We start from the raw sequence: 20,031 nt of genomic DNA, 5'->3' as shown, positions 1-20,031 counted from the left end.
GTCAATCGGCTTTCTGTGTGAACGAGTTCCTTTTGCAGGTCCCACTTCCTGCGCTAAGGTGAGGTCGGGAACGCGGATGGAGGAGTGTTCTTGCCTGTAACGATAGGCTCTTTGCTGCTGGTGCTTGGCCTCTTCCAGATCAAGCACATGTTTGCGGATTTCTTTCTGCAGACACCCCGGATGCTGTCCGGGCGTTGCCAGTATTGGCATCTGGGCCGCGCCCAGCATGCCGGTGTGCATGCGGTGGGCTCGGTTCTGCTGTTTCTGGTGGTCGGGGCGCCGGTCGTTTTTGCCCTGGTGATCGCAGTTGTGGAATGGGTGGTGCATTTCAACATCGATTACGGCAAGGCCAGCTATTCGGACCGCAAGGCGCTGCAACCCAATCAGGCGAAATACTGGCATGCGATGGGGTTCGACCAGTTCCTGCATCAACTGACCTATCTGGCGATGGCCTGGGCCTGGGTCGAATTCGCGCACTAGACCGGTTCAGCGAGAGGGGGAGCCGTTTTCCGGCACGGAAAACGGGACGGAAAATCTGCGATTTTCCGGGTCGGAAATCCCTGATTTCCGACGGATCAGCGCCTAGCCTGCCTTGCGGAGAGCGGCAAAGGCGGGCACCGGCGCCGCATAGCCCTTGAGCGCGATGGGCTCGAGCGGTTCATAGACGATATCCTCCAGAACCGCCGCATCACGCGTCTCTCGGTCGATCAACACCTGATCTGCGGCGGCCTTGGAACAGAGCCGTGCCGACAGGTTCACGGTCGAGCCCAGCACGGTGAAATCCATCCGGTCGCGCGCGCCCATCGCCCCCATCACCACCTCGCCCGAGGCGACGCCGATACCCACATGCAGCCCGTGTTCGGGATTCTCCTCCAGCAGCCGCGCCATCGCCTCGGTGATCCCGACCGCGCAGGCCACCGCCCGCGCCTCCATCCCGTCCCCCTCGAAGACCGCCACCAGCGCGTCACCGACGAACTTGTCCACATCGCCCTTGTAGTGTTCCACGATATCGGTCTGGGCGTCGAAATAGCTGTTGAGCACCTCGATCACCGTTTCCGGCGGCACCCGTTCCGAAAACTCGGTATAGCCGCGAATATCGGTGAAGATCACCGAGACCCGGCGCCGCTGCCCGCCGCGCGCCATACCGGTGCGCTCGGCGCTCTGGATCGCGGACATGGTGCTGTGCGAGACGAATTTCATCAGCTCCACCCGTTCGCCCAGATGCGCGATCATCCGGTTGAACCGGGCGGCAAGATCGCCGATCTCGTCGCGCGCGCGGACATCCTCGACCCGGGCCGAGAAATCGCCCTCCCCCACCCGCTGGGCCACCTGACCGATCATAAGGATGGGCCGGGTCAGCTGCCGCGCGAACAGCAGCGCCGCCGCGGCGGCGACCGCAAAGCCCACCAAGCCAACGGTCAGGATCTGGCGGGTGATCGCGTTGACCACTGCATAGGCGTTGTCCTCGCTCAACTCGGTGATCACCGCCCAGGGAAACCAGTCGGGAAAGGCATAGGCCCCCAGCATCGCGGTGCCGTCGGGGCGCACATAGGGTTCCAGTGCGTCCGCCCGCGCCCCCGCCACGATCAGCGGCAGGGTCGAGGCCACGATGCGCCGCTTGTCCAGCAGCTCGGGCGTTCCGGTCAGCACCCGGCGGCCGGCCTGATCGACCACGGTGATCTCACCCCGCTGGGCAAAGGGATGCCGGCGCACCGTCTCACCCAGCAATCCCAGGTCGATCCGGGCCGCCATGGTCACCTGTCGCCCGGCGATGCGCGTTTCCAGCGGCAGCGCCAGCGTCGCCAGCCAATCGCCGGTCTCCTCCAGCCGGGTGATCACCGGGCGGCCATATTGCCCGGTGCCGGCGATTGCCTTGATCAACTCGGACGAGGTGGCCAGCGCCTCGACCGGGTTCAGCCCGGCCTCGCTCAGCCGGGTGGCAAACCCCTCGTTGGTCACGATGATCGGCAGATCCGAGCCTTCGATCGAGAGTTGCAGCGCCACCACCTGGCTGAGTTCCTGAAGGCCCAGCGTCAGCAGCGAAATCTTCTGCGGCACGCCCAGATCGGCACTGTCGACCCCGTTGCGGATCACCGTCAGCGGGGTCAGCCAGCGGCCCTGAAAGGTATTGTCGAAGGTTGCGCGCAATTCGGCCGCGACCGTGGTGAGATCCTCGTTGGCAGCGCTTTTCAATTCGTCCCGGGTGAGTTGGGTCAGGTTCTGACCGACCAGCGCCAGCGGGCCCATGGCAAGCAGGACGGCAAAAACGAAAAACTTCAGGCGAAGTGGGAATCTCATGACCGGAACGTAATGCAAAACCTGTTAACCGTCGCGGGAAATCCGCACCCCGCCCACGGCCAGCGCCGCGGACGGGGAAGTCTTAGTCGCGTGCAACCGCGGTCACGGTCGCGGTATCGCGCCCGATGCCGCAGACCAGCCCGGTGCTGTCCTGTGCGCGCAGGGTCACGGTGTAGCTGCCGGGATTGGCGAAGCGGTGACGCACCACTGCACCCGTCGCCTCGGTCCCGTCGCCAAAGGACCAGCTGAGCCGCAGTCCATGGCCATCGGGATCGCTGGCCGCCCCGGCATCAAAGCGCACCACGTCATGGGCGCCGCCCACCGGCACGGTCAGATCCGGACCGGCATCGACCTGCGGCGTGCCGTTGACCAGGATACGGGCGCTGTCGGTGCCGATGTCGCAGCCCTCGGCGCCGCTGTCATCCTGCACGCTCAGCTGCACCGTCAGATCGGCGGCGGCGTCAAACACCCGCTCGACGCGTGCGCCCTCCAGCGTGACCCCGTCCGAGAAGGTCCAGCGCCAGCTGGTCAGGTCGCCGTCCACATCGCCCGAGCCACCGGCATCGAACACCACCACCTCGCCCGGGCAGACCACCCGGTCAGGCCCGGCCAGCGCGGTGGGTTGGGCGTTCACGCGGACATAGATCTCTTCGGCGCGACGGCTGCCCGGCAAGTCGCGACCATCATCCAGCTCGACCCGCACCGGCATCAGGCCGGGCCGGTCGAACCCGTGCCGGGTCTCGGCCCCCTCGGCGACGGTGCCGTCACCAAAGGCCCAGCCAACCGCCGTCTCCCCCCCGGGGCTGACCGCCCAGGGCAGGCTCACGCCGGGACAGACCGCGCCGCGCGCGGTCAGGCCCGCGACGGGTGAGGGCGCAACCTCGATCTGCTGACGGCGGGTGATCTGGCTGTTGGCGACGCCGGCATCATCGGTGACGGTCAGGCTCACCTCGTAGCTGCCCGGCGTCTCGTAGCGGTGTACTGCCTGCACGCCCTCGGCACCGGCGCCATCGCCGAACGCCCAGGCAAAGCGGGCAATCGCCCCATCGCTGTCCGAGGATCCGCCCGCGTCAAAACGCACCGACTGACCAACCGAGACCCGCAAGGGGGCATCGATCACCGGTTCGGGCGCGGCGTTGACGATGATGCGGCGCTGCACCTCCAGCTCGCTGCAGGCCTCGGTACCGCCGCTCAGCCGGCTGCGCAGCGTCACCAGATAATCGCCCGGCTCGGCAAAGACATGTTCGATGTCGCGCCCCTCATAGGTGGTGCCATCCGAGATCGACCAGCTGAAGCCCTCGGGCGAGGCCCCGCCCAGCTGATCCAGCCCGGCCGAGAAGCTGGCCGGAATCCCGGCAGCGGCACGACCCTGGCCCAGCACCTTCAGCTCGGGCGCGGCGATCACCGTCACCTGGCTGACATCGGTGTCGAGCGGGCTGCACGCACCACGCGCGTCACCGGTGATGGTCAGGGTCACCGAATAGGTGCCCGGCGTGCGGAAGATATGCTGCGGCGTCGCACCGCTGCCGCTGCCGCCATCGCCAAAGGTCCAGGTAAAGGCATTGACCGCGCCATCCGCATCGCTCGATCCCGAGCCGTCGAACCGCACCTGCGCATTGGAACAGACCGTCATGTCGGGGCCCGCGTCGGCGATCGGCCCCTCGCGCACCAGCGCGGCGATCCGGTCGACGGCGGTGCCATGTTCGGTGCCGGTGCCGTTGCGCACCTTGAGCGTCACCGGATAGACGCCGGGCAACTCATAGGTCTTGGTCGGATTGATCAGGTCCGAGCCGGATCCGTCGCCGAAATCCCATTCATAGGCCAGCAGCCCGCCATCGGGATCGGCACTGGCAGAAGCGTCGAACAGGATCGGTTCGCCCGAGCAGACATCGCGATTGCCACCGGCATCGGCCATCGGCCGCGCCTGGATGGTCACGGCCGTGGCGTCGATGGCGCGCGCATTGGACAGGCCGGTGCCGTCATCCACCCTCAGCGTGACCGGAAAAATACCGGCGCGCGGGAACACATGGGTGACCGTCTCGCCATAGACCGGGGGCGAGCCGTCGCCGAAATCCCAGCGGTGGATCAACGGATCGCCATCGCCATCCTTGGAGCCGGAGCCATCAAAGGTGACATGCAACTGATCGGTGATCACCGGCGCCCCGGCTTCGGCCACCGGCGGGTGGTTGACGCGGATGGTCACATCATCGGCGGCGGTGGCGTTCAGCACGCCACTGTCATCGGCAACGACCAGTTGTGCGCTCCAGACCCCGGGCGCGTCGAAGGCGCGCTCGACCCGCTGCGCCTCAAGCGGGGCGCCCAGATCCTCGAACTCCCAGCGATAGGAGGTGAGCCGCCCGTCCGGGTCAAAGCTCTGCCCGGCATCGAACACCACCGTATCGCCCGGCGCGATCAGCAGGTCGCGCCCGGCCACGGCCACCGGCGCCGCGTTGACGGTGATCAGCACCTCGGCCTCGTCCTCGGCGGCGCCTCCGGCGAAATTGTCGGCCACAGTCAGGCGGATGCGGTGCAACCCGGGCTCGTCCAGCACATGGCTGACGCGCTGGCCCTGTTTCACCTGCCCGTCCGGGAAGGTCCACAGATAGTCCGAGATCGCGCCATCGGGATCGACCGAGGCGCCACCCGAGAGCAGGAACTCCTCACCCGGGGCCACCACCTGCGGCGGGCCGGCATCAGCGATGGGCGCTGTGTTGATCGTCAGCCACATGGTGTCGCGATGGGTGTTGAGTGGCGCGCCGCTGTCGTCACGCACGATCAGCGCCACCTCGTAACGACCGGGGCGCAGATAGGCATGGGTGACGCTCTGGCCGCTGGCCGTGGCGCCATCGCCGAAATCCCACTGCCAGTCGGTGACCCGGCCGTCGGGATCGACCGAACCGCCGCCGTCAAAGCGGACCTCGGTCGCGGTCACGTATTGGTCGGGACCCGCATCCGCCACCGGCGCGGCATCGACCCGCACGATCCGGGTGATGGATTGCAGCGCCGAGGCGGTGGCGCTGTCATCCTCGACCGTCAGGGTGACCGAGAATTCCCCGGCCCGGGTCCAGGCATAGCTGGCCACCGGCCCCTCGCCCATGGCGCCATCGCCGAAGTCCCAGATATAGCTGAGGATCTGCCCATCCGCATCGGTCGAGGCCGAGGCGTCGAGTACCGCCACCTCGGATACCGAGACAGGCCGATCGGGGATGGTGAACCGCGGCTCGGGCGGGGCGTTCACCTCGATCCGGGCACCATCGGTGGCGATCTTGTTCACCACGCCACTGTCATCGGTGACGGTCAGCAGCACCTGATAGCTGCCCGACTGTTCATAGCGGTGGGTCACCGTCTCGCCGCTCAGCACGGTGCCGTCGCCCATGCTCCAGCGGTAATCGAGGATCGCGCCGTCCACATCGTAGCTGGCCGCGCCCGACAGGGTCACCGCCTGGCCGACAATCGCGCTCTGATCGGTGCCTGCCTCGGCCACGGGGGCAAAGTTCACCACGACCCGGCGCACGGCAGTGCCGAAGTTACAGGGATGCACCGCATCGTCCTGGACCCGCAGCACGGCGCGATACTGGCCCGGCTGGTCATAGACATGCTGGGCGCGCGGGCCCTGAGCCGCACCGCCATCGCCAAAGGTCCAGCGATACCCGGTGATCGGGCTGTCCGAGGGTTGCGAGGCGGAGCCGTCGAAGTCGACCACCTGGCCCGGTGCCACCACGATATCGCTGCCCGCCACCGCGGCAGGGGCGTTGCGCACATGCACCGGAACCTCGATCCGATCACCGCGCCCCGGACGGCTGCCCGGTTCCAGCAGGCTGAGCCGCGCGGTATAGCGCCCCGGCTCGGAATAGCGATGCGCCACCACCGGATCGGTGGAGCGGGCGCCGTCGTCGAACTCCCACAAATAGGAAAGCGGGGTACGCCCGGTCGAACCGCTGGCATCAAATGCGACCGAGCGGCAATCGGCCAGCGGCTGGCCGGTGCCCCGTGCCACCGGACGCGGCGGCACGACCGCGCGATAAGGCGGCATGCTCAGGGGCACCGGATTGCCCTCGGCGTCGAACACCGCAAGCGTCACGTCATTGGGGGTCTCGAACCCGCCCAGCAGGCTGATCGCCAGATTGGTTTCGTCGGTGGCGACCTCATCCGAGGTCCAGAAATCCTGCCCCGAGATGCGCAGGCCCAGATCACGGTAATCGGTGATCAGCGCCAGTTCACCATTGGCCCCGTCAAAGCTCTGCACCGTCAGCGGGCCGGGCGCGGTCCTGGTGAAATCCACCCGGGTCGCGGGCTTGCCCGCCGACCAGCGCACGGTGGGCTGATAAGAGAACATCTCCAGCCCCTCGGGTGCCCGGTCGCGGTCGCGCGCAAGGCTGACACCCAGCGAATAGCCGTTGCCGTCATTGCCACGGCTGCCCTGCACGTCGATACGGAAATAGGCGCGATCGCCCACGATCTCGCCCTGACGCGCCCGCACGGCGGCCAGCGAGACCCAGCGCCCGTCGGTCGCAAGATCATGCCCCCAGACCTGTTCGCGGATCATCTTACCGGGCTGGGTGACCGGGTCATAGGGGATCAGGCGCGGTTCGCGGGCGCCGTCCGCCACCGGCTCGGGCCGATCGGCATCGCTATAGGCGCCATCCCCCCCGAACAGGCGGAACGTGGTTTCGGAATCGGCCGACCCGCCATAGGTGAAATCGCCCTCACCGCCGGTTTCCGGGTCGAAGACGCGCACATAGACCCGCTCTGCAAGAGAGGCGGGCACCGAAAAGAACACCTGTTCGCGACGGTCGGTATCCCCTTCGCGGCTGGGCGCCTGCGGACCATAGACCACCAACAGACCCTCGTCCGCGACGGTCTGCGCGCCGGTTCCGGAGCCGATTGCCAACAAGGCCACAGCCAGCGTCGCCGCTGTCCAGTTCCGTGCCAAAGCCATATTCCGTTCCTCCATAGCCGATCCGGCGCCCCCAAACCGGCTGTTCACTCATTCAAACGCAGCGTTGCCCGCGTAATCCTCGATCATCAGTTCCACCAGTTCGAGCGCGCCGTCCTGCGGCGGCAGCGAGACCCGGCAGATGCCATTAGTGCTGTCGCACCGCAGGAAGCCCTCGACCTCCTCGGCCCCGATCCTGATCAGGAAAGGTGCTGCCTGGCGCAGGCCCGAGGCGTCGCTTGCCAGGGCCTCGATTTCGATCGGACCGCCATCGCCCTGAGGCCGGTTCAGCACCACCGAGGCAATCTCGGGAGGGTCGATGTCCAGCAGGGTTTCCAGCCGTTTCGCGGTCACGTTGCCGACCGCATCGGTTGCCACCAGGTCAAAGGTGTTGACGCCCGGCGACAGGGTGACCGACAGGTCGAACCGGCCTTCGACCAGCGGCAGGTCTGAGCCGTTCAACTCCAGCCTTACCGCATCCTCGGCCAACCCCGACAGGGCCAGCGCCGTCTCGGCGGTGGCGCGCGGCGGCGGCAGGTCCAGCGTCAGCTCGGGTGCTAGTTCATCGCGCAGCGCCTGAAACTCCAGCGCACCCTCGACCGAACCATCAGGTGCCAGCACCTCGATCCGGTAGCTGCGTGGCGCGGCATCGACCGGCACGGTAAAGCTGATCGCGCCGCCCGGGGCCACCTCGGCCCGCAAGGCAATGGCCCCGGCGGCGTTGCGCACCACGACAGGCGCGCCCGGTTCGGCGGTGCTGTTGGCGGTGACGGAAAGCTGCGCCGAGCGCGTCGCCAGCGCCTCGTCGACGCGCGGCATGCCCTGAGACAGGGAAATCTCGATCGCCGCCGCCGGGCGATAGATCACCGCCTGATCGCGGCGGCTGTTGTTGCCGGCGGGATCGGTGGCCAGCACGCTGATCATGTTGCGTCCCGGCACCAGCGCCACCCGGGTGACAAAACTGCCATCCGCACCCTGCTCCAGCGCCACCCCGTTCAGGATCAGCGCCGCGTCCAGTTCGGTGGCGCCCAGAACCTCGATCTCGGGCGTGGTCACGATGGTATCCGGTGCCGGAGACAGCACCGTCAGGAAGGGCGGCGTGTCATCCAGCCGGATGGTGAATTCCTGTGCCGTGCTCCAGGCGCCGGGCAGGCCCAGCCGGTCAAGCGCGGCCACCCGCCAGTGATAGCGCGCTGGCGGCAGTTCGACCTGCAGCCCGGTGTCGCGGATACCCCATTCGGACACCTGCATCTGGTTGAAGCCGGGATCGGCGGCAACCTCAAGCCAATAGGCCTCGGCGCCCTCGAACATATCCCAGGCCAGATCGGCGGTGCGGGTATAGAGGATCTCGCCCAGTGCCGGCGCGCTCAGCCGCGGGCTGTTGAGCACGGTGACCCGCTGCGCGCCCGCCCCGGTGATTACCACGCCCTCGCCCTGGCCGACGTCGATCTTGCGACCGTTTTCCTCGATCTCCAGCCCGGGCTGGTCGTAATTCACAAAGCGCGCACCGGTCGTGTCGTTCTTGATCCAGAAATCGGCCGAATTTGTGGTGGTCTCGATCCCCGGCACCTCGATCTCAAAGGTGGTCTTTTCCGACAACTGGTTGAGCAGCGCATAGAAGTCGCCCTCGGCAAGGCTGACCTTGGTCACCTCGCCGCCCGTCAGCGGGTCCGAGCGCATCCGCTGGATGGTGGCGTTGGAATTTGGGTTCAGCCGCAACCGGCTGAGATCGCGAAAGGTGATCTGGGTGGTGCTGGCCGACAGCGTCCGCACCCGTTCGAACTCGACCAGAATGTCGTTCAGCTGACGGTCCGACCAGCTGGGTTCGACCGGCGCGCGCCCCTCGACATCGCCTTGCACGTCCGAGACCACGGCCTCTGCCGAGCGGTCGCGCTGGGTCAGCGACAGTTCCAGCGCTTCATGCGCGATATCGGTGGCCACCCCGGCAAAGCCCACCACCTGCCGCCAATCGCCGACCTCGCGTTTCTGCACCGCCTCGTCGCGGTTGCGGATCGCCTCGCCGATCTGGGTGGGCGCAAAGATGCGTGCGCCCTCGGCATTGGCCTTCTGGATCGCGCTTAGCGACGAGACCAGCGCCGCATCGGCGGCAAAGACCTGCTGCACCGGCAGCCGCAAGACGGTTCCCGGTTGCAGCGCGGCGGGCGAGGCGATGTTGTTGAGTGCAAGGATCGCGGGCCACAGATCGGGATCGCGCAGGTACTGGCCGACGATACCGCGGATGGTGTCATCCGGACCCAGTGTAATCTCCTGCATCGGCGCATCGAGAGGATCGGTCTCGGCCAGCGCCGGAGCAGCAAGTGATGTGGTCATGAGCAGCGCCGCGGTACATACCGAGCGGACACACAAAAATAATCGGGCCTTCACCATGACAGCCTCCGCCCCCCAACGGGTGTCGTACAGACGACATAATTAACTATAGTCGCGCCCGGGCCAGGTACCCCTCAAGAAAAATCAATGATCTGGCCGGGTTCAGGTTCTAAAACAGGTTAATCATACTCCAATTTTGAATATTTCCCAAATCTGTTCTCGCACCGGAAACACCCGGCGTTCAGATCGTGACCGGGCGGTTGCGTTTGATCGTCCGCAAGACAACGTTGGTCTGAGCGCTGGCCACCGCTGGCAGGCGAAACAGGAAGCGTTCCAGAAAGATGTTATAGGCCGCCAGATCCGGGCAAAGCACCCGCAGGTGATAATCGGCCTGTCCGGTGGTGGCATAACACTCCTGCACCTCGGGCGCGGTCTCGATGGCGCGGATGAAGGCAACGATCCCGTCCGGATCGTGACGGGTCAGATGCACGTGCACGATGGCCTCGAAATCGAGCCCCATCGCCCCCGGATCGACCACCGCGCCATAGCGGGTGATCACCCCCGCCTCTTCAAACGCGCGCACCCGGCGCCACAGCGCCGAGGCAGACATGCCCACCGCCTCGGCCAGATCGGCATTCGAGATACGGCTGTCCTGCTGAAGCAGGGTCAGGATTCGGCGGTCACGGTCATCTAATTGCATGGATTCGGTCTGTTCTTTCACATCATTGTCCCTTGATGAATAATTCATCCGGTAGACCCCGGCAAACCCGGAGTTTCTGGCACCGATTTCCACTCAACCCGGATTATCCTTTCGCGCAACACCTTCAGCCACCGCGATCAGGAAGCCCAGATGACCCACCCCGCCCCCGCCCTGCGCAGCTATGCGCTGGAGGACCGCTACAACCAGACCACCGGCCGCGTGTTCCTGACCGGCACCCAGGCGCTGGTGCGGATCATGATGGATCAGGCCCGCCGCGACCGTGCCGCCGGGTTGAACACCGCAGGCTTCGTCTCGGGTTATCGCGGCTCGCCGCTGGGCGGGCTGGATCTGGAGATGTGGCGCGCCAAGACACGGCTGGAGCAGGACCGCATCACCTTCATGCCCGCGGTAAACGAGGATCTGGGCGCCACCGCGGTGCTGGGCGCGCAACAGGCGGTGCTGGACCCCGATTGCCAGCACGAGGGCATATTCTCGATGTGGTACGGCAAGGGCCCCGGGGTGGATCGCTCGGGCGATGCGCTGAAACACGGCAACGCCTATGGCAGCGCGCCCAAGGGCGGCGTGCTGGTGGTGGCGGGCGACGACCATGGCTGTGTCTCCAGCTCGATGCCGCACCAGTCGGACGTGGCCTTCATGGCCTGGTTCATGCCGACGCTGAACCCCGCCTCGGTCGAGGAATACCTTGAATACGGCGAATACGGCCTGGCGCTGTCGCGCTTCTCGGGCACCTGGGTCGGGTTCAAGGCGATCAGCGAAACGGTGGAAAGCGGCCGCTCGGTCGAGCTGCGCCCGGACCGCCAGTTCACCCTGCCCCAGATCGACCTGCCCGCCGGCGGCCTGCATGTGCGCCGCGCCGATCTGCCCAGCCCCGAGATCGAGACCCGCATTCAGGCCAAGCTGCGCGCCGTGCGCGCCTTTGCCGAGGAAAACCCGATCGACCGGCGCATCTATGACCTGCCCAACGCCCGGTTTGGTTTCGTCACCACCGGCAAGGGGCATCTCGACCTGATGGAGGCGCTGCGCCTCTTGGGTCTGGACGAGGCCAAGTGCCGCGCGCTTGGCATCGACATCTACAAGGTCGGCATCGTCTGGCCGCTGGCCCGCCGCAACGCCCTGCGTTTTGTGCGCGGCAAACAAGAGGTGCTGGTGGTCGAGGAAAAACGCGGCATCATCGAAAGCCAGTTCAAGGAGTATTTCTATGACTGGCCCGGTGACAAACCGCACCGGATGGTCGGCAAATACGACGAACAGGGCGAGCCGCTGATCCCATGGACCGGAGAGTTGAGTCCGCTGATGCTGGCCCCCGTGGTGGCCGCACGCCTGGATGCGTTCTTTCCCGACGAAAACCTGCCCGCCCGCGCCCGCGCGTTGACCGAAACGCCACCCCCCGTGATCGCGGTGCCGGGCGCCACCCGCACCCCCTATTTCTGCTCGGGCTGCCCGCACAACACCTCGACCAAGGTGCCCGAAGGCTCGCGCGCCAACAGCGGCATCGGCTGTCATGTCATGGCCAGCTGGATGAACCGCGACACCGACGGATATGCCCAGATGGGCGGCGAGGGCGTGCCGCATGTGGTGGCCAGCAAGTTCAACGGCGGCAAACATATCTTCCAGAACCTGGGCGAAGGCACCTGGTACCACTCGGGCTCTCTCGCCATCCGTCAGGCGGTCGCCGCAGGCACCAATATCACCTACAAGATCCTCTATAACGACGCGGTGGCGATGACCGGCGGCCAGCCGGTCGACGGGCCGGTCAGCGTCTCGGGTATCGCCCAGACCTGCCGCGCCGAAGGGGTTCAACGCATCGCGCTGATCTCGGACGACATCGAAAAATTCGCGCGCGCCGATTTCCCCGCTGGCACCACGTTCCACGACCGGGCCGAGCTGATGGTGGTGCAAAAGGAACTGCGCGAGATCAAGGGCGTCACCGTCCTGATCTATGAACAGACCTGCGCCACCGAAAAGCGCCGCCGCCGCAAGCGCGGCAAGATCGAGGACCCCAAGCGCTTTGCCTGGATCAACGATCTGGTCTGCGAGGGCTGCGGCGACTGTTCGGTCGCCTCCAACTGCCTCAGCGTCGAGCCGCGCGAGACCCCGCTCGGGCGCAAGCGCAAGATCAACCTGAGTTCGTGCAACAAGGATTTCTCCTGCCTGAACGGGTTCTGCCCCAGCTTCGTCACCGTCGAGGGCGCGACCCGGCGCAAGCGCACGATCACACTGGAGCTGGACCAGTTGGAGAGCGGCCTGCCCGAACCCACCCTGCCCGCGCTGTCCGATCCCTTTGACCTGCTGGTCACCGGGGTCGGCGGCACTGGCGTCGTCACCGTGGGCGCGCTGATCACCATGGCCGCCCATCTCGAGGGGCTGGGCGCTTCGGTCCTGGATTTCACTGGCTTCGCGCAGAAATTCGGCACTGTTCTCAGCTACATTCGCCTCGGCGCCAAGCCCGACACTCTGCATCAGGTGCGCATCGACACCGGCGGCGCGGATGCGGTGATCGGCTGTGACATGGTGGTGAGCTCCGCGCCCAAGGCCTCCGCCCACTATCGCAACGGCACAAAGGTGGTGCTGAACCGGGCCGAGATGCCGACCGGCGATCTGGTGCTGCATCGCGACGCACAGTTGAAGATCGACACGCGCGAGGCGGCGATCCGCGCTGTGGTCGGGACAGAAAATGTCAGCGGTTTCGACGCCAACCAGACCGCCGAACAGCTGCTGGGTGACGCGGTCTTCGCCAATGTGATGATGCTGGGCTATGCCTGGCAGCAGGGGCTGGTGCCGGTCAGCCGCAGCGCGCTGGCACAGGCGATCCTGCTCAATGGCGTGGCAGTGGAAAAGAACCGCCTCGCCTTTGCAGCGGGTCGGGCGCTTGCCGCCGATCCCGCGCGGCTCGATGTCGAAAGCGCCTCCCCGGAGGCAGAGGAAACCCTCGACCAGATGCTCGCTCGCCGGGCAGCGTTCCTGACCGACTACCAGAATGCCGCCTATGCCACGCGGTTCACCAACCGCATCGCCGCATTGCGCCAGGCCCTGCCGGAGGCCTCAGAGGCGCTGATTGCCGAGGCCGCGCGCAACCTCTTCCGCTTCATGGCGAGCAAGGACGAATACGAAGTCGCCCGGCTGATGACCGCAGACCACTTCCAGCAGGACCTGCAAGCCCAGTTCGAGGGTGACGTCAAACTCACCTACCACCTCGCCCCACCCCTGCTGGCGCATCGCAAGGACGCGCGCGGACGGCCCGTGAAACGGGGCTTCGGTCCATGGCTGCGCCCTGTCCTCAGCCTGCTTGCCCGCGCCAAACCGCTGCGCGGCACCGCGCTCAACCCGTTCGGCTACCATTCCGAGGCCCGCCTGCATCGCGAAACGCTGGCCTGGTATCTCGCCCTGCTCGACCGGATGCAACAGGACTGCACCGCAACAAACGAGGCCGACTGGCAATCCGTCCTGACCCTGACGGGCGAAATTCGCGGCTATGGCCCGGTGCGGGCCGAGGCCGCCGGGCGGATAAGGGCTGAGATCGCCAGCCGCCTGGACAGGGGCTGACTCAACGCCCCTGCGCTAGCCACACAGTCGCAATGAGTATTTGAAACCAGAAAGAAGCAGCACCGTTCCCGCTTCTTTCTGGTCCGAAATACTCCCGCCGGAGGCATCTGCCCTCTCATCCCCACCGAACCATCGCAGGATCATCACCTCTCCCCACGCGCGGAGGAGGAGGAACGACGACGAGACATCGTCTTGCGCCGCAGGCGCGCCGTCTGGCAGCGCTATCCCAGAACTGAGAAGCTGCTTTCCTGGTTGACCGGCCGTTTGCGCGAGTAAAAGCCGACGTCGATCCGGCGCCCGATATAGGGCAGTTCGAACTCGAGCGGGGCGGTATCGTGATCGCCGCCCTCTTCGCAATAGCGCACCAGCGCGGCCATCATCTTGCCCGCGATCGGGGCATTCTTGTACTGGTTGCCGCTGGTGCCGCAGGCCATGTAGAACCCGGGCAAAGACGACCTGTCATAGATCGGGATCCAGTCGGTCGAGGCATCGTAGAGATCCACCACGCCGCGCATCCGCGAGGGGATGCCCAGGCTGGGCACCCGCTGGGCATAGCGCATCGCCTGGGTGGTCCACTGATCGGTGAAGTTGCGGTCAAAATCCAGATCATCCTTGCACCACTGGTGCGGATCACAAGCGGGGTCCTCTGACCCGATCAGGATGTGATTGCCCTGTTCCGGCCGACAATAGCAGGCGATATCGCTGTCCGAGACGATGGTGCCCTGCGTCTCGAAATCGAACCCTTCGGGCGCGGGGACATGCACCACCTCTTGCCGCAGCGGGCGGGTCTGGATGGTCATGTCGCCGGTCACCCCCGCCATACGGTTGACGATGGCCGAGCCCGGCCCCGCCACGTTGATCACGACCGGGGCGTGAATCTCCTCGCCGCTGGCCAGCCTTACCCCGGCCACCCGTCCCCCCGCCTGCAGAATCTCCACCACCTCGGCACGGTTGCGCAGGGCCGCGCCATGCAGGCGCGCGGCGTCCATCAGGTTCTGCGCGCTCAGCGCCGGGTCGGTGACATAGCCGCCATTGGGCCAGAACACCGCGCCACCCATCCGCCCCCCGTTGGGTTTGCCGAATTCCGGATCCTCAAGCCGCCGGGCAGGCGCATAGCTGTCGAGCGCATAGATCGGCAGCCGCGCCAGAACCTCTTCGGCGCTCCATTCCTCGAACGGGATGCCCAGTTCGGCCGAACAGCGGATATGCTTGACCATCTGATCATTGGCCACGGTCTTCATCACCAGGCAGCCGGTCTGGCGGAAACGGGCCAGATCTGCCCCCTCGGGCAGACCCAGATAGTCGGCCCAATCGCGCCAATAGTGGTACCCCTCCCAGGCAAGGGCCGTGCCCTCGAAGGTGGAATAATGCATGCGGATGATGGCACAGGAACCGGCTGTCGAGCCGTGACCAACCTGCGCATTGCGATCCAGCGACAAGGTCTTCCAGCCTGCCTTGGCCATCTCGAATGCGATCGCAGCGCCGATCACGCCTGTGCCGATGATGATTGCGTCGGGGCTGTTCATGGTCGTCGTCCCTCCCAGAAACCGCGAGCGAATGCACTGAAGGCGGCGACCTCTTCGTCACGGGCCTGCACGCCGGTAAAGACAAACAGATAGTGCCGCACAAAGGACAGCCGCTGGTCGATCGGCTCGTTCATCTGCGCCAGGTCATAGCCGATCTGCATGTAATAAAGGACGCGGGCGCGGGTCTCGGCCTCGATCTGGCTGTAGTCATAGCGCAGGAACATGGCGGTCAGCGCCTCGAGCCGCCGACTGTCAGACAGATCCAGCAACCGGCGCACCTTGCCCGAGCGGCGCGCCCAGTCGCGCACCGCAAAATCCAACGCGGTGTCAAACAGCGCCGGATCGACCACACAGTGAAACAGGTTGCAGACAGCCCCGGTGATGGTCTGGGCTGGCAATTCGGTCTGGGCGATCAGGCCGGCGGTGTTGGTCGCCTGCCATTTCGCCAGCAGCGCGTCCAGCAGGTCCTGGCGCGACTTGAAATACCAGTAGAACGAGGAGCGCGACACAGCCATCCGCTCGGCCAGATTCATCACCTTGACCTGTTCGACCCCGTCGGACACCAGGACATCCATCGCCACGTTCAGCCAGTCGTCGCGGGTCACCTTGATATTGCCCACCAGCGGCTCGGCGCTGGGATCGTCGCGATGCAGGATCGGTTTGCTGCCCATGGCGGGTCTCCTCAGCTTTCGGGTGGGGCGCCCCCTTCGGCGGTTCGGCGCGCGATGAAGTCTTGCAGCGCCGCGACCCGGTCCGGGTCCATGGGCGGTGGTTCGAAATTATCCACGATCCCGCGCCAGATGCCAGTGGCGCGATGATTGGCATCGACCGCCCCGCGCTCGCTCCACTGGCCGAAGTTCGACCAGTCGCCCACCAGCGGTTCATAGAACTGGGTCTGATAGCGCGCCATCGTGTGTGCGGCGCCAAAGAAGTGGCCCATCGGCGGCACCTCGCGCAGGGCATCGAGCGCGATATCGGCATCGGTCGCCGGGGTACCCGCGCACAGCTCGGCCACCATTTGCAGCACCTCCAGATCGGTGATGATCTTTTCGTATGAGACGGTCAGCCCGCCTTCGAGCCAGCCTGCCGCGTGGATCGTCACCGTGGCCCCGGCCAGGAGACAGCCCCAAAGGCCGAACTGCGTCTCGTTCGCGGCCTGGGCGTCGTTGATATTGGCGGCACTTCCCCCGGCGCAGCGCCAGGGCAGGCCGATGCGCCGCGCCAGTTGCCCAGCCACCAGCGAGGCGGTGAAATGTTCCGGCGTGCCAAAGGCGGGTGCGCCCGATTTCATGTCCACATTGCTGGTGAAGGTGCCATAGCAGACCGGTGCACCGGGCTGCGCCAGCTGGCTGAGCGTGATCGCCGCCAGCGCCTCGGCATGGCTGAGCGTCATGGCGCCCGCCACCGTCACCGGCGCCATCGCGCCCATCAGGGTAAAGGGGGTAATGATCGCCATCTGGCCATGCCGGGCAAAGTCGATCAGCCCCTGCGCCATGGGCATGTCGATGGTGCGCGGCGAGTTGGTGTTGATGATCGTGTAGCACCAGCTTTGCGCCCGAAATTCGGCATCCGACAGACCGCGAAAGTCGCGGATCATTTCGAACCCGTCCATCACCTGCGGCGTGCCGCGAGAATAGAGGAAAGGCACCTTGTCGGACTGGGTCAGCTCGACCTCGGTCATCGCCATGTGGCGCAGGTGCATCGGCACGTCCTGCGCCTCGACCAGTGGCGGCACCATGTGCAGCACGTCAAAACTCTGGGTGATCTGCACCAGTTCGCGGAAATCGGCGATAGTGCCGGGGCGGCGGCCCCGCGCCAGGTCGGTGGCATGGGGGCACCCGGCGCCGGGCTGAAACGCCATCCTTCCCAGTTCCAGCACCACGTCGCGGTCGGGCACGGCGCCACGCATGCGGATAGATTTCGGCGCGCTGGCCAGCGCCGCCTCGACCATCTCGCGGCCGATATGCACCATCTCGCCATCAATGCGCGCGCCGCCCTGCCGGTAGAGGTCGCGTGCGCCGGGGTGCAGCACCTTGATCCCGAGCTCTTCGAGAACACTCAGCGACGCCTCGTGCAGCGCCTCGATCCGATCCTCGGAGAAGGCCGCCATCGGCGGGAACGGGTTGCGCAGGTTGCGATAGTCGACCTTGCGTGCCGACGCCGGAGCCTCGGTTCGTGCCCGCCTGCCCCGCCGCCCCGCGCTCATCCGCGCATTGCCTTACCATCGGGATCATAGGGCGAAGGCGCGATGATGGTGGCGGGCCGTTCGACACCGACGACATGCACGCTGACCGACGTGCCCGGATGCGCCCTGTCGCGGTCCACCAGCGCCATCGCCAAAGACTTGCCGGTGTAATGGCCATAGGCGCCCGAGGTCACAAATCCGATCTGAACCCCATCCGCCCAGACCGGTTCATAGCCCGAGGCATCGGCATCCGCCGCATCGACCTCCAGCGTCACCTGCACCCGGGCGGGGCCGTTGCCGTCACGCTCGGCGATGGCGGCGTCGCGACCGATGAAATCGCCCTTGTCCCAGGCGATCCAGCGGTCCATCGCGGTCATGCCGGGGGTGCGGTCCTGGGTGAACTCCGCCGACCAGATGCCAAAGCTCTTTTCGATCCGGGTCGAGAGCAGGGCGTTGAAACCCACCTCGCAAATGTCCTCGCCCGCCCCGGCCTCCAGCAGCATCCGGCGCAGCGCGATATGGTCGCCATAGCGGCAGTTGATCTCGTATCCCATCTCGCCGGTGACCGACATGCGGGCGACGCGGGCGCGCACCAGACCGATGTCAAAGCTGCCGCAGCCCATGAATTTCAGCTCCGAGATATCCTGTTCTGCCAGTTTCTCGATCACCGTGCGGGATTTGGGGCCAACAAGGCCGAAACCGCAGATCTCTTCGCCCAGATCACGGACCGACACCCCATCGTCGAGATGGTCGTTGAACCAGCGCATGTGCCAGGCCCGCAGATAGTAGGACCCCATGATCCACCATGTCCCGTCGCCCCAATTGAGCAGGGTCAGGTCGCCCTTGAGGCGGCCCGTCTCGCTGAGCATCACGGCAAGGCGCGCGCGGCCCGGCGCGGGCAGTTTGGTGGCAAAAAGCTTGTCCAGCCAGGCTTCGGCGTTAGGCCCCGAGACCTCGAACCGGGAAAAACCGGTGATGTCCAACAGGCCCACACCCTCGCGGATCACCCGGCATTCCTCGGCCACGATCGGATGCGCGTTCGAGCGTTTCAGCGTCAGGTTCTCGACGAAATCCTCGGAGGGCGCAAAGTAGAGCGGCACTTCGAGATCCCAGCTGACACCCCACCGGCAGCCCGCGGCCGTCATCGCGTCATGCGCCGGGGCCATTTTCAGCGGGCGACCCGCTGGAAGCTGCTCGTTCGGGTAGGACATCACGAAACGGCGCGAATAGAACTGGCCGGTGGTTTCCCGAATGTAGCGCTTGTTCTGGGCATAGTCGCCGTAACGCGCCACATCCATCGACCAGGCGTCCGCCTCGGGCTCGCCATGGATCATCCATTCGGCCAGCGTCTTGCCAACGCCGCCGCCCTGGAGAAAGCCCGCCATGACCGCACAGGCCGACCAATAGCCGCGCTTGCCCGGCACCGGGCCGACCAGCGGGTTGCCATCGGGCGAAAAGGTGAAGGCGCCGTTGACCCAGGTCTTGATGCCGACGTCCTGGATCGAGGGATAGCGGGCAAAGCCCAGCATCAGCTCGTTCTCGATCCGGTCGAGCTGTTCCTGGAACAGCTCTTCGCCATAGTTCCACGGGGCGCCGTCCATCGCCCAATGTTCATGGTTGATCTCGTAGATGCCGACCAGGATGCCCTTCTGGTCCTGCCGCATATAGGTGAAGCCTTCGAGATCGACGGTCATCGGCATCTCGAATTCCGCTGCCGCCACCTCGGGCACCGTATCGGTGATCAGATAATGGTGTTTCAGCGGCGACACCGGCAGTTCGACCCCCGCCATGCGGCCCACCTGCTTGGCCCAGAGACCGGCGGCATTGACCACATGTTCGCAGGTGATCGTGCCCTTGTCTGTGACCACCTGCCAACCGTCAGCGGTCTGGATCAGCTGTTCGACCTTGGTGTCCTCGTAATACTCGGCGCCGCGCTTGCGGGCGGCGGTGGCATAGGCCTGCACCGTTCCGGTGGTGTCGATGTAACCTTCGCGGTCGGCCCACATCGCGCCCAGAACGCCATCGGTCGACATGATGGGGCATCGGCGCTGCGCCTCTTGCGGCGTCAGCAGTTCGCAATCGTCGATGCCGATGGACTGGAAGATGCGATAGTTCGCCTGCAACCATTCCCAGCGTTCGGGCGTGCCCGCCAGCGTCAGACCGCCGGTCATGTGCAGCCCGATGTTCTGACCCGATTCCTTCTCGATCTCGGACAGCAAATCGATGGTATAGGCCTGCAAGGCCGCCATGTTGGGATCGGCGTTCAGCGCATGAATGCCACCCGCCGCGTGCCAGGATGATCCCGATGCCAGCCTGCGCCGCTCGAGCATCACCACATCGGTCCAGCCGAACTTGGCCAGGTGATAGAGAACCGAGGCGCCGACAACGCCGCCTCCGATGACGACAACGCGGTAATGGGATTTCATGCGACCCTCCCTTGCTCCTCGCCTCAGGCTAGTGCGGGGTCGGGCAGCTGTCTAGACATTTATGTACA

At 65.9% G+C, this 20,031-nt stretch carries 10 protein-coding genes; 2 read left to right on the top strand and 8 right to left on the bottom strand.

Annotated features, from left to right (window positions below; translation table 11 throughout):
* The first annotated feature begins 84 nt into the window (after positions 1-84).
* On the top strand, positions 85-480 hold the full coding sequence (locus tag SPO_RS02890; RefSeq protein WP_011046329.1) for a DUF3307 domain-containing protein: 396 nt from the start codon (positions 85-87) through the stop codon (positions 478-480).
* Positions 481-582: 102 nt separating this feature from the next.
* Here the strand turns inward: SPO_RS02890 and SPO_RS22100 are convergent, their stop codons facing one another.
* From SPO_RS22100 to SPO_RS02870, 4 genes are all read right to left on the bottom strand, one after another.
* Positions 583-2,298 (bottom strand): adenylate/guanylate cyclase domain-containing protein, encoded by a 1,716-nt coding sequence (locus tag SPO_RS22100; RefSeq protein ID WP_011046328.1) that lies wholly within the window; start codon positions 2,296-2,298, stop codon positions 583-585.
* 82 nt (positions 2,299-2,380) lie between these two features.
* Positions 2,381-7,237 carry a PKD domain-containing protein gene (locus SPO_RS02880; protein ID WP_158454155.1) on the bottom strand — a complete coding sequence of 1,619 codons (4,857 nt, stop codon included), beginning with the start codon at positions 7,235-7,237 and terminating at the stop codon, positions 2,381-2,383.
* A gap of 48 nt (positions 7,238-7,285) precedes the next feature.
* Positions 7,286-9,565, bottom strand: coding sequence for a FecR domain-containing protein (locus tag SPO_RS02875; RefSeq protein ID WP_044027864.1), 2,280 nt, complete (start codon positions 9,563-9,565; stop codon positions 7,286-7,288).
* A 238-nt stretch (positions 9,566-9,803) separates the two neighbouring features.
* A complete protein-coding gene (locus SPO_RS02870; protein ID WP_011046325.1) occupies positions 9,804-10,262 on the bottom strand; it encodes an Lrp/AsnC family transcriptional regulator in 459 nt (152 codons plus the stop codon).
* Between the two features lie 150 nt (positions 10,263-10,412).
* Here SPO_RS02870 and SPO_RS02865 point away from each other — a divergent pair, with 150 nt between their 5' ends.
* A complete protein-coding gene (locus tag SPO_RS02865; RefSeq protein ID WP_011046324.1) occupies positions 10,413-13,826 on the top strand; it encodes an indolepyruvate ferredoxin oxidoreductase family protein in 3,414 nt (1,137 codons plus the stop codon).
* Between the two features lie 221 nt (positions 13,827-14,047).
* Here SPO_RS02865 and SPO_RS02860 read toward each other — a convergent pair whose 3' ends face one another.
* From SPO_RS02860 to SPO_RS02845, 4 genes are read right to left on the bottom strand one after another with little or no spacing between them, the layout of a single operon-like run.
* Positions 14,048-15,352, bottom strand: a complete 1,305-nt coding sequence (locus SPO_RS02860; protein ID WP_011046323.1) for an NAD(P)/FAD-dependent oxidoreductase — start codon at positions 15,350-15,352, stop codon at positions 14,048-14,050.
* A complete protein-coding gene (locus SPO_RS02855; RefSeq protein ID WP_044027862.1) occupies positions 15,349-16,023 on the bottom strand; it encodes a TetR/AcrR family transcriptional regulator in 675 nt (224 codons plus the stop codon). The genes SPO_RS02860 and SPO_RS02855 overlap by 4 nt, the downstream gene beginning before the upstream one ends.
* Before the next feature lie 11 nt (positions 16,024-16,034).
* Complete coding sequence (locus SPO_RS02850) at positions 16,035-17,558, bottom strand: trimethylamine methyltransferase family protein (RefSeq protein WP_011046321.1); 1,524 nt, start codon at positions 17,556-17,558, stop codon at positions 16,035-16,037.
* Positions 17,555-19,963 carry a GcvT family protein gene (locus SPO_RS02845; RefSeq protein ID WP_011046320.1) on the bottom strand — a complete coding sequence of 803 codons (2,409 nt, stop codon included), beginning with the start codon at positions 19,961-19,963 and terminating at the stop codon, positions 17,555-17,557. The genes SPO_RS02850 and SPO_RS02845 overlap by 4 nt, the downstream gene beginning before the upstream one ends.
* Positions 19,964-20,031: the final 68 nt, after the last annotated feature.

Origin of the sequence: Ruegeria pomeroyi DSS-3 (genome assembly GCF_000011965.2) — a bacterium.
GTDB lineage: Bacteria > Pseudomonadota > Alphaproteobacteria > Rhodobacterales > Rhodobacteraceae > Ruegeria_B > Ruegeria_B pomeroyi.
The sequence above is the reverse complement of the archived record's forward strand: the minus strand, read 5'-3'. Positions and strand labels throughout refer to the sequence as shown.

Excerpts from the sequence above, each read along its gene's own strand:
- SPO_RS22100 (WP_011046328.1), bottom strand. The coding sequence starts at position 2,298 with ATGAGATTCCCACTTCGCCTGAAGTTTTTCGTTTTTGCCGTCCTGCTT.
- SPO_RS02880 (WP_158454155.1), bottom strand. The coding sequence starts at position 7,237 with ATGGCTTTGGCACGGAACTGGACAGCGGCGACGCTGGCTGTGGCCTTG.
- SPO_RS02875 (WP_044027864.1), bottom strand. The coding sequence starts at position 9,565 with ATGACCACATCACTTGCTGCTCCGGCGCTGGCCGAGACCGATCCTCTC.
- SPO_RS02870 (WP_011046325.1), bottom strand. The coding sequence starts at position 10,262 with ATGCAATTAGATGACCGTGACCGCCGAATCCTGACCCTGCTTCAGCAG.
- SPO_RS02865 (WP_011046324.1), top strand. The coding sequence starts at position 10,413 with ATGACCCACCCCGCCCCCGCCCTGCGCAGCTATGCGCTGGAGGACCGC.
- SPO_RS02860 (WP_011046323.1), bottom strand. The coding sequence starts at position 15,352 with ATGAACAGCCCCGACGCAATCATCATCGGCACAGGCGTGATCGGCGCT.
- SPO_RS02855 (WP_044027862.1), bottom strand. The coding sequence starts at position 16,023 with ATGGGCAGCAAACCGATCCTGCATCGCGACGATCCCAGCGCCGAGCCG.
- SPO_RS02850 (WP_011046321.1), bottom strand. The coding sequence starts at position 17,558 with ATGAGCGCGGGGCGGCGGGGCAGGCGGGCACGAACCGAGGCTCCGGCG.
- SPO_RS02845 (WP_011046320.1), bottom strand. The coding sequence starts at position 19,963 with ATGAAATCCCATTACCGCGTTGTCGTCATCGGAGGCGGCGTTGTCGGC.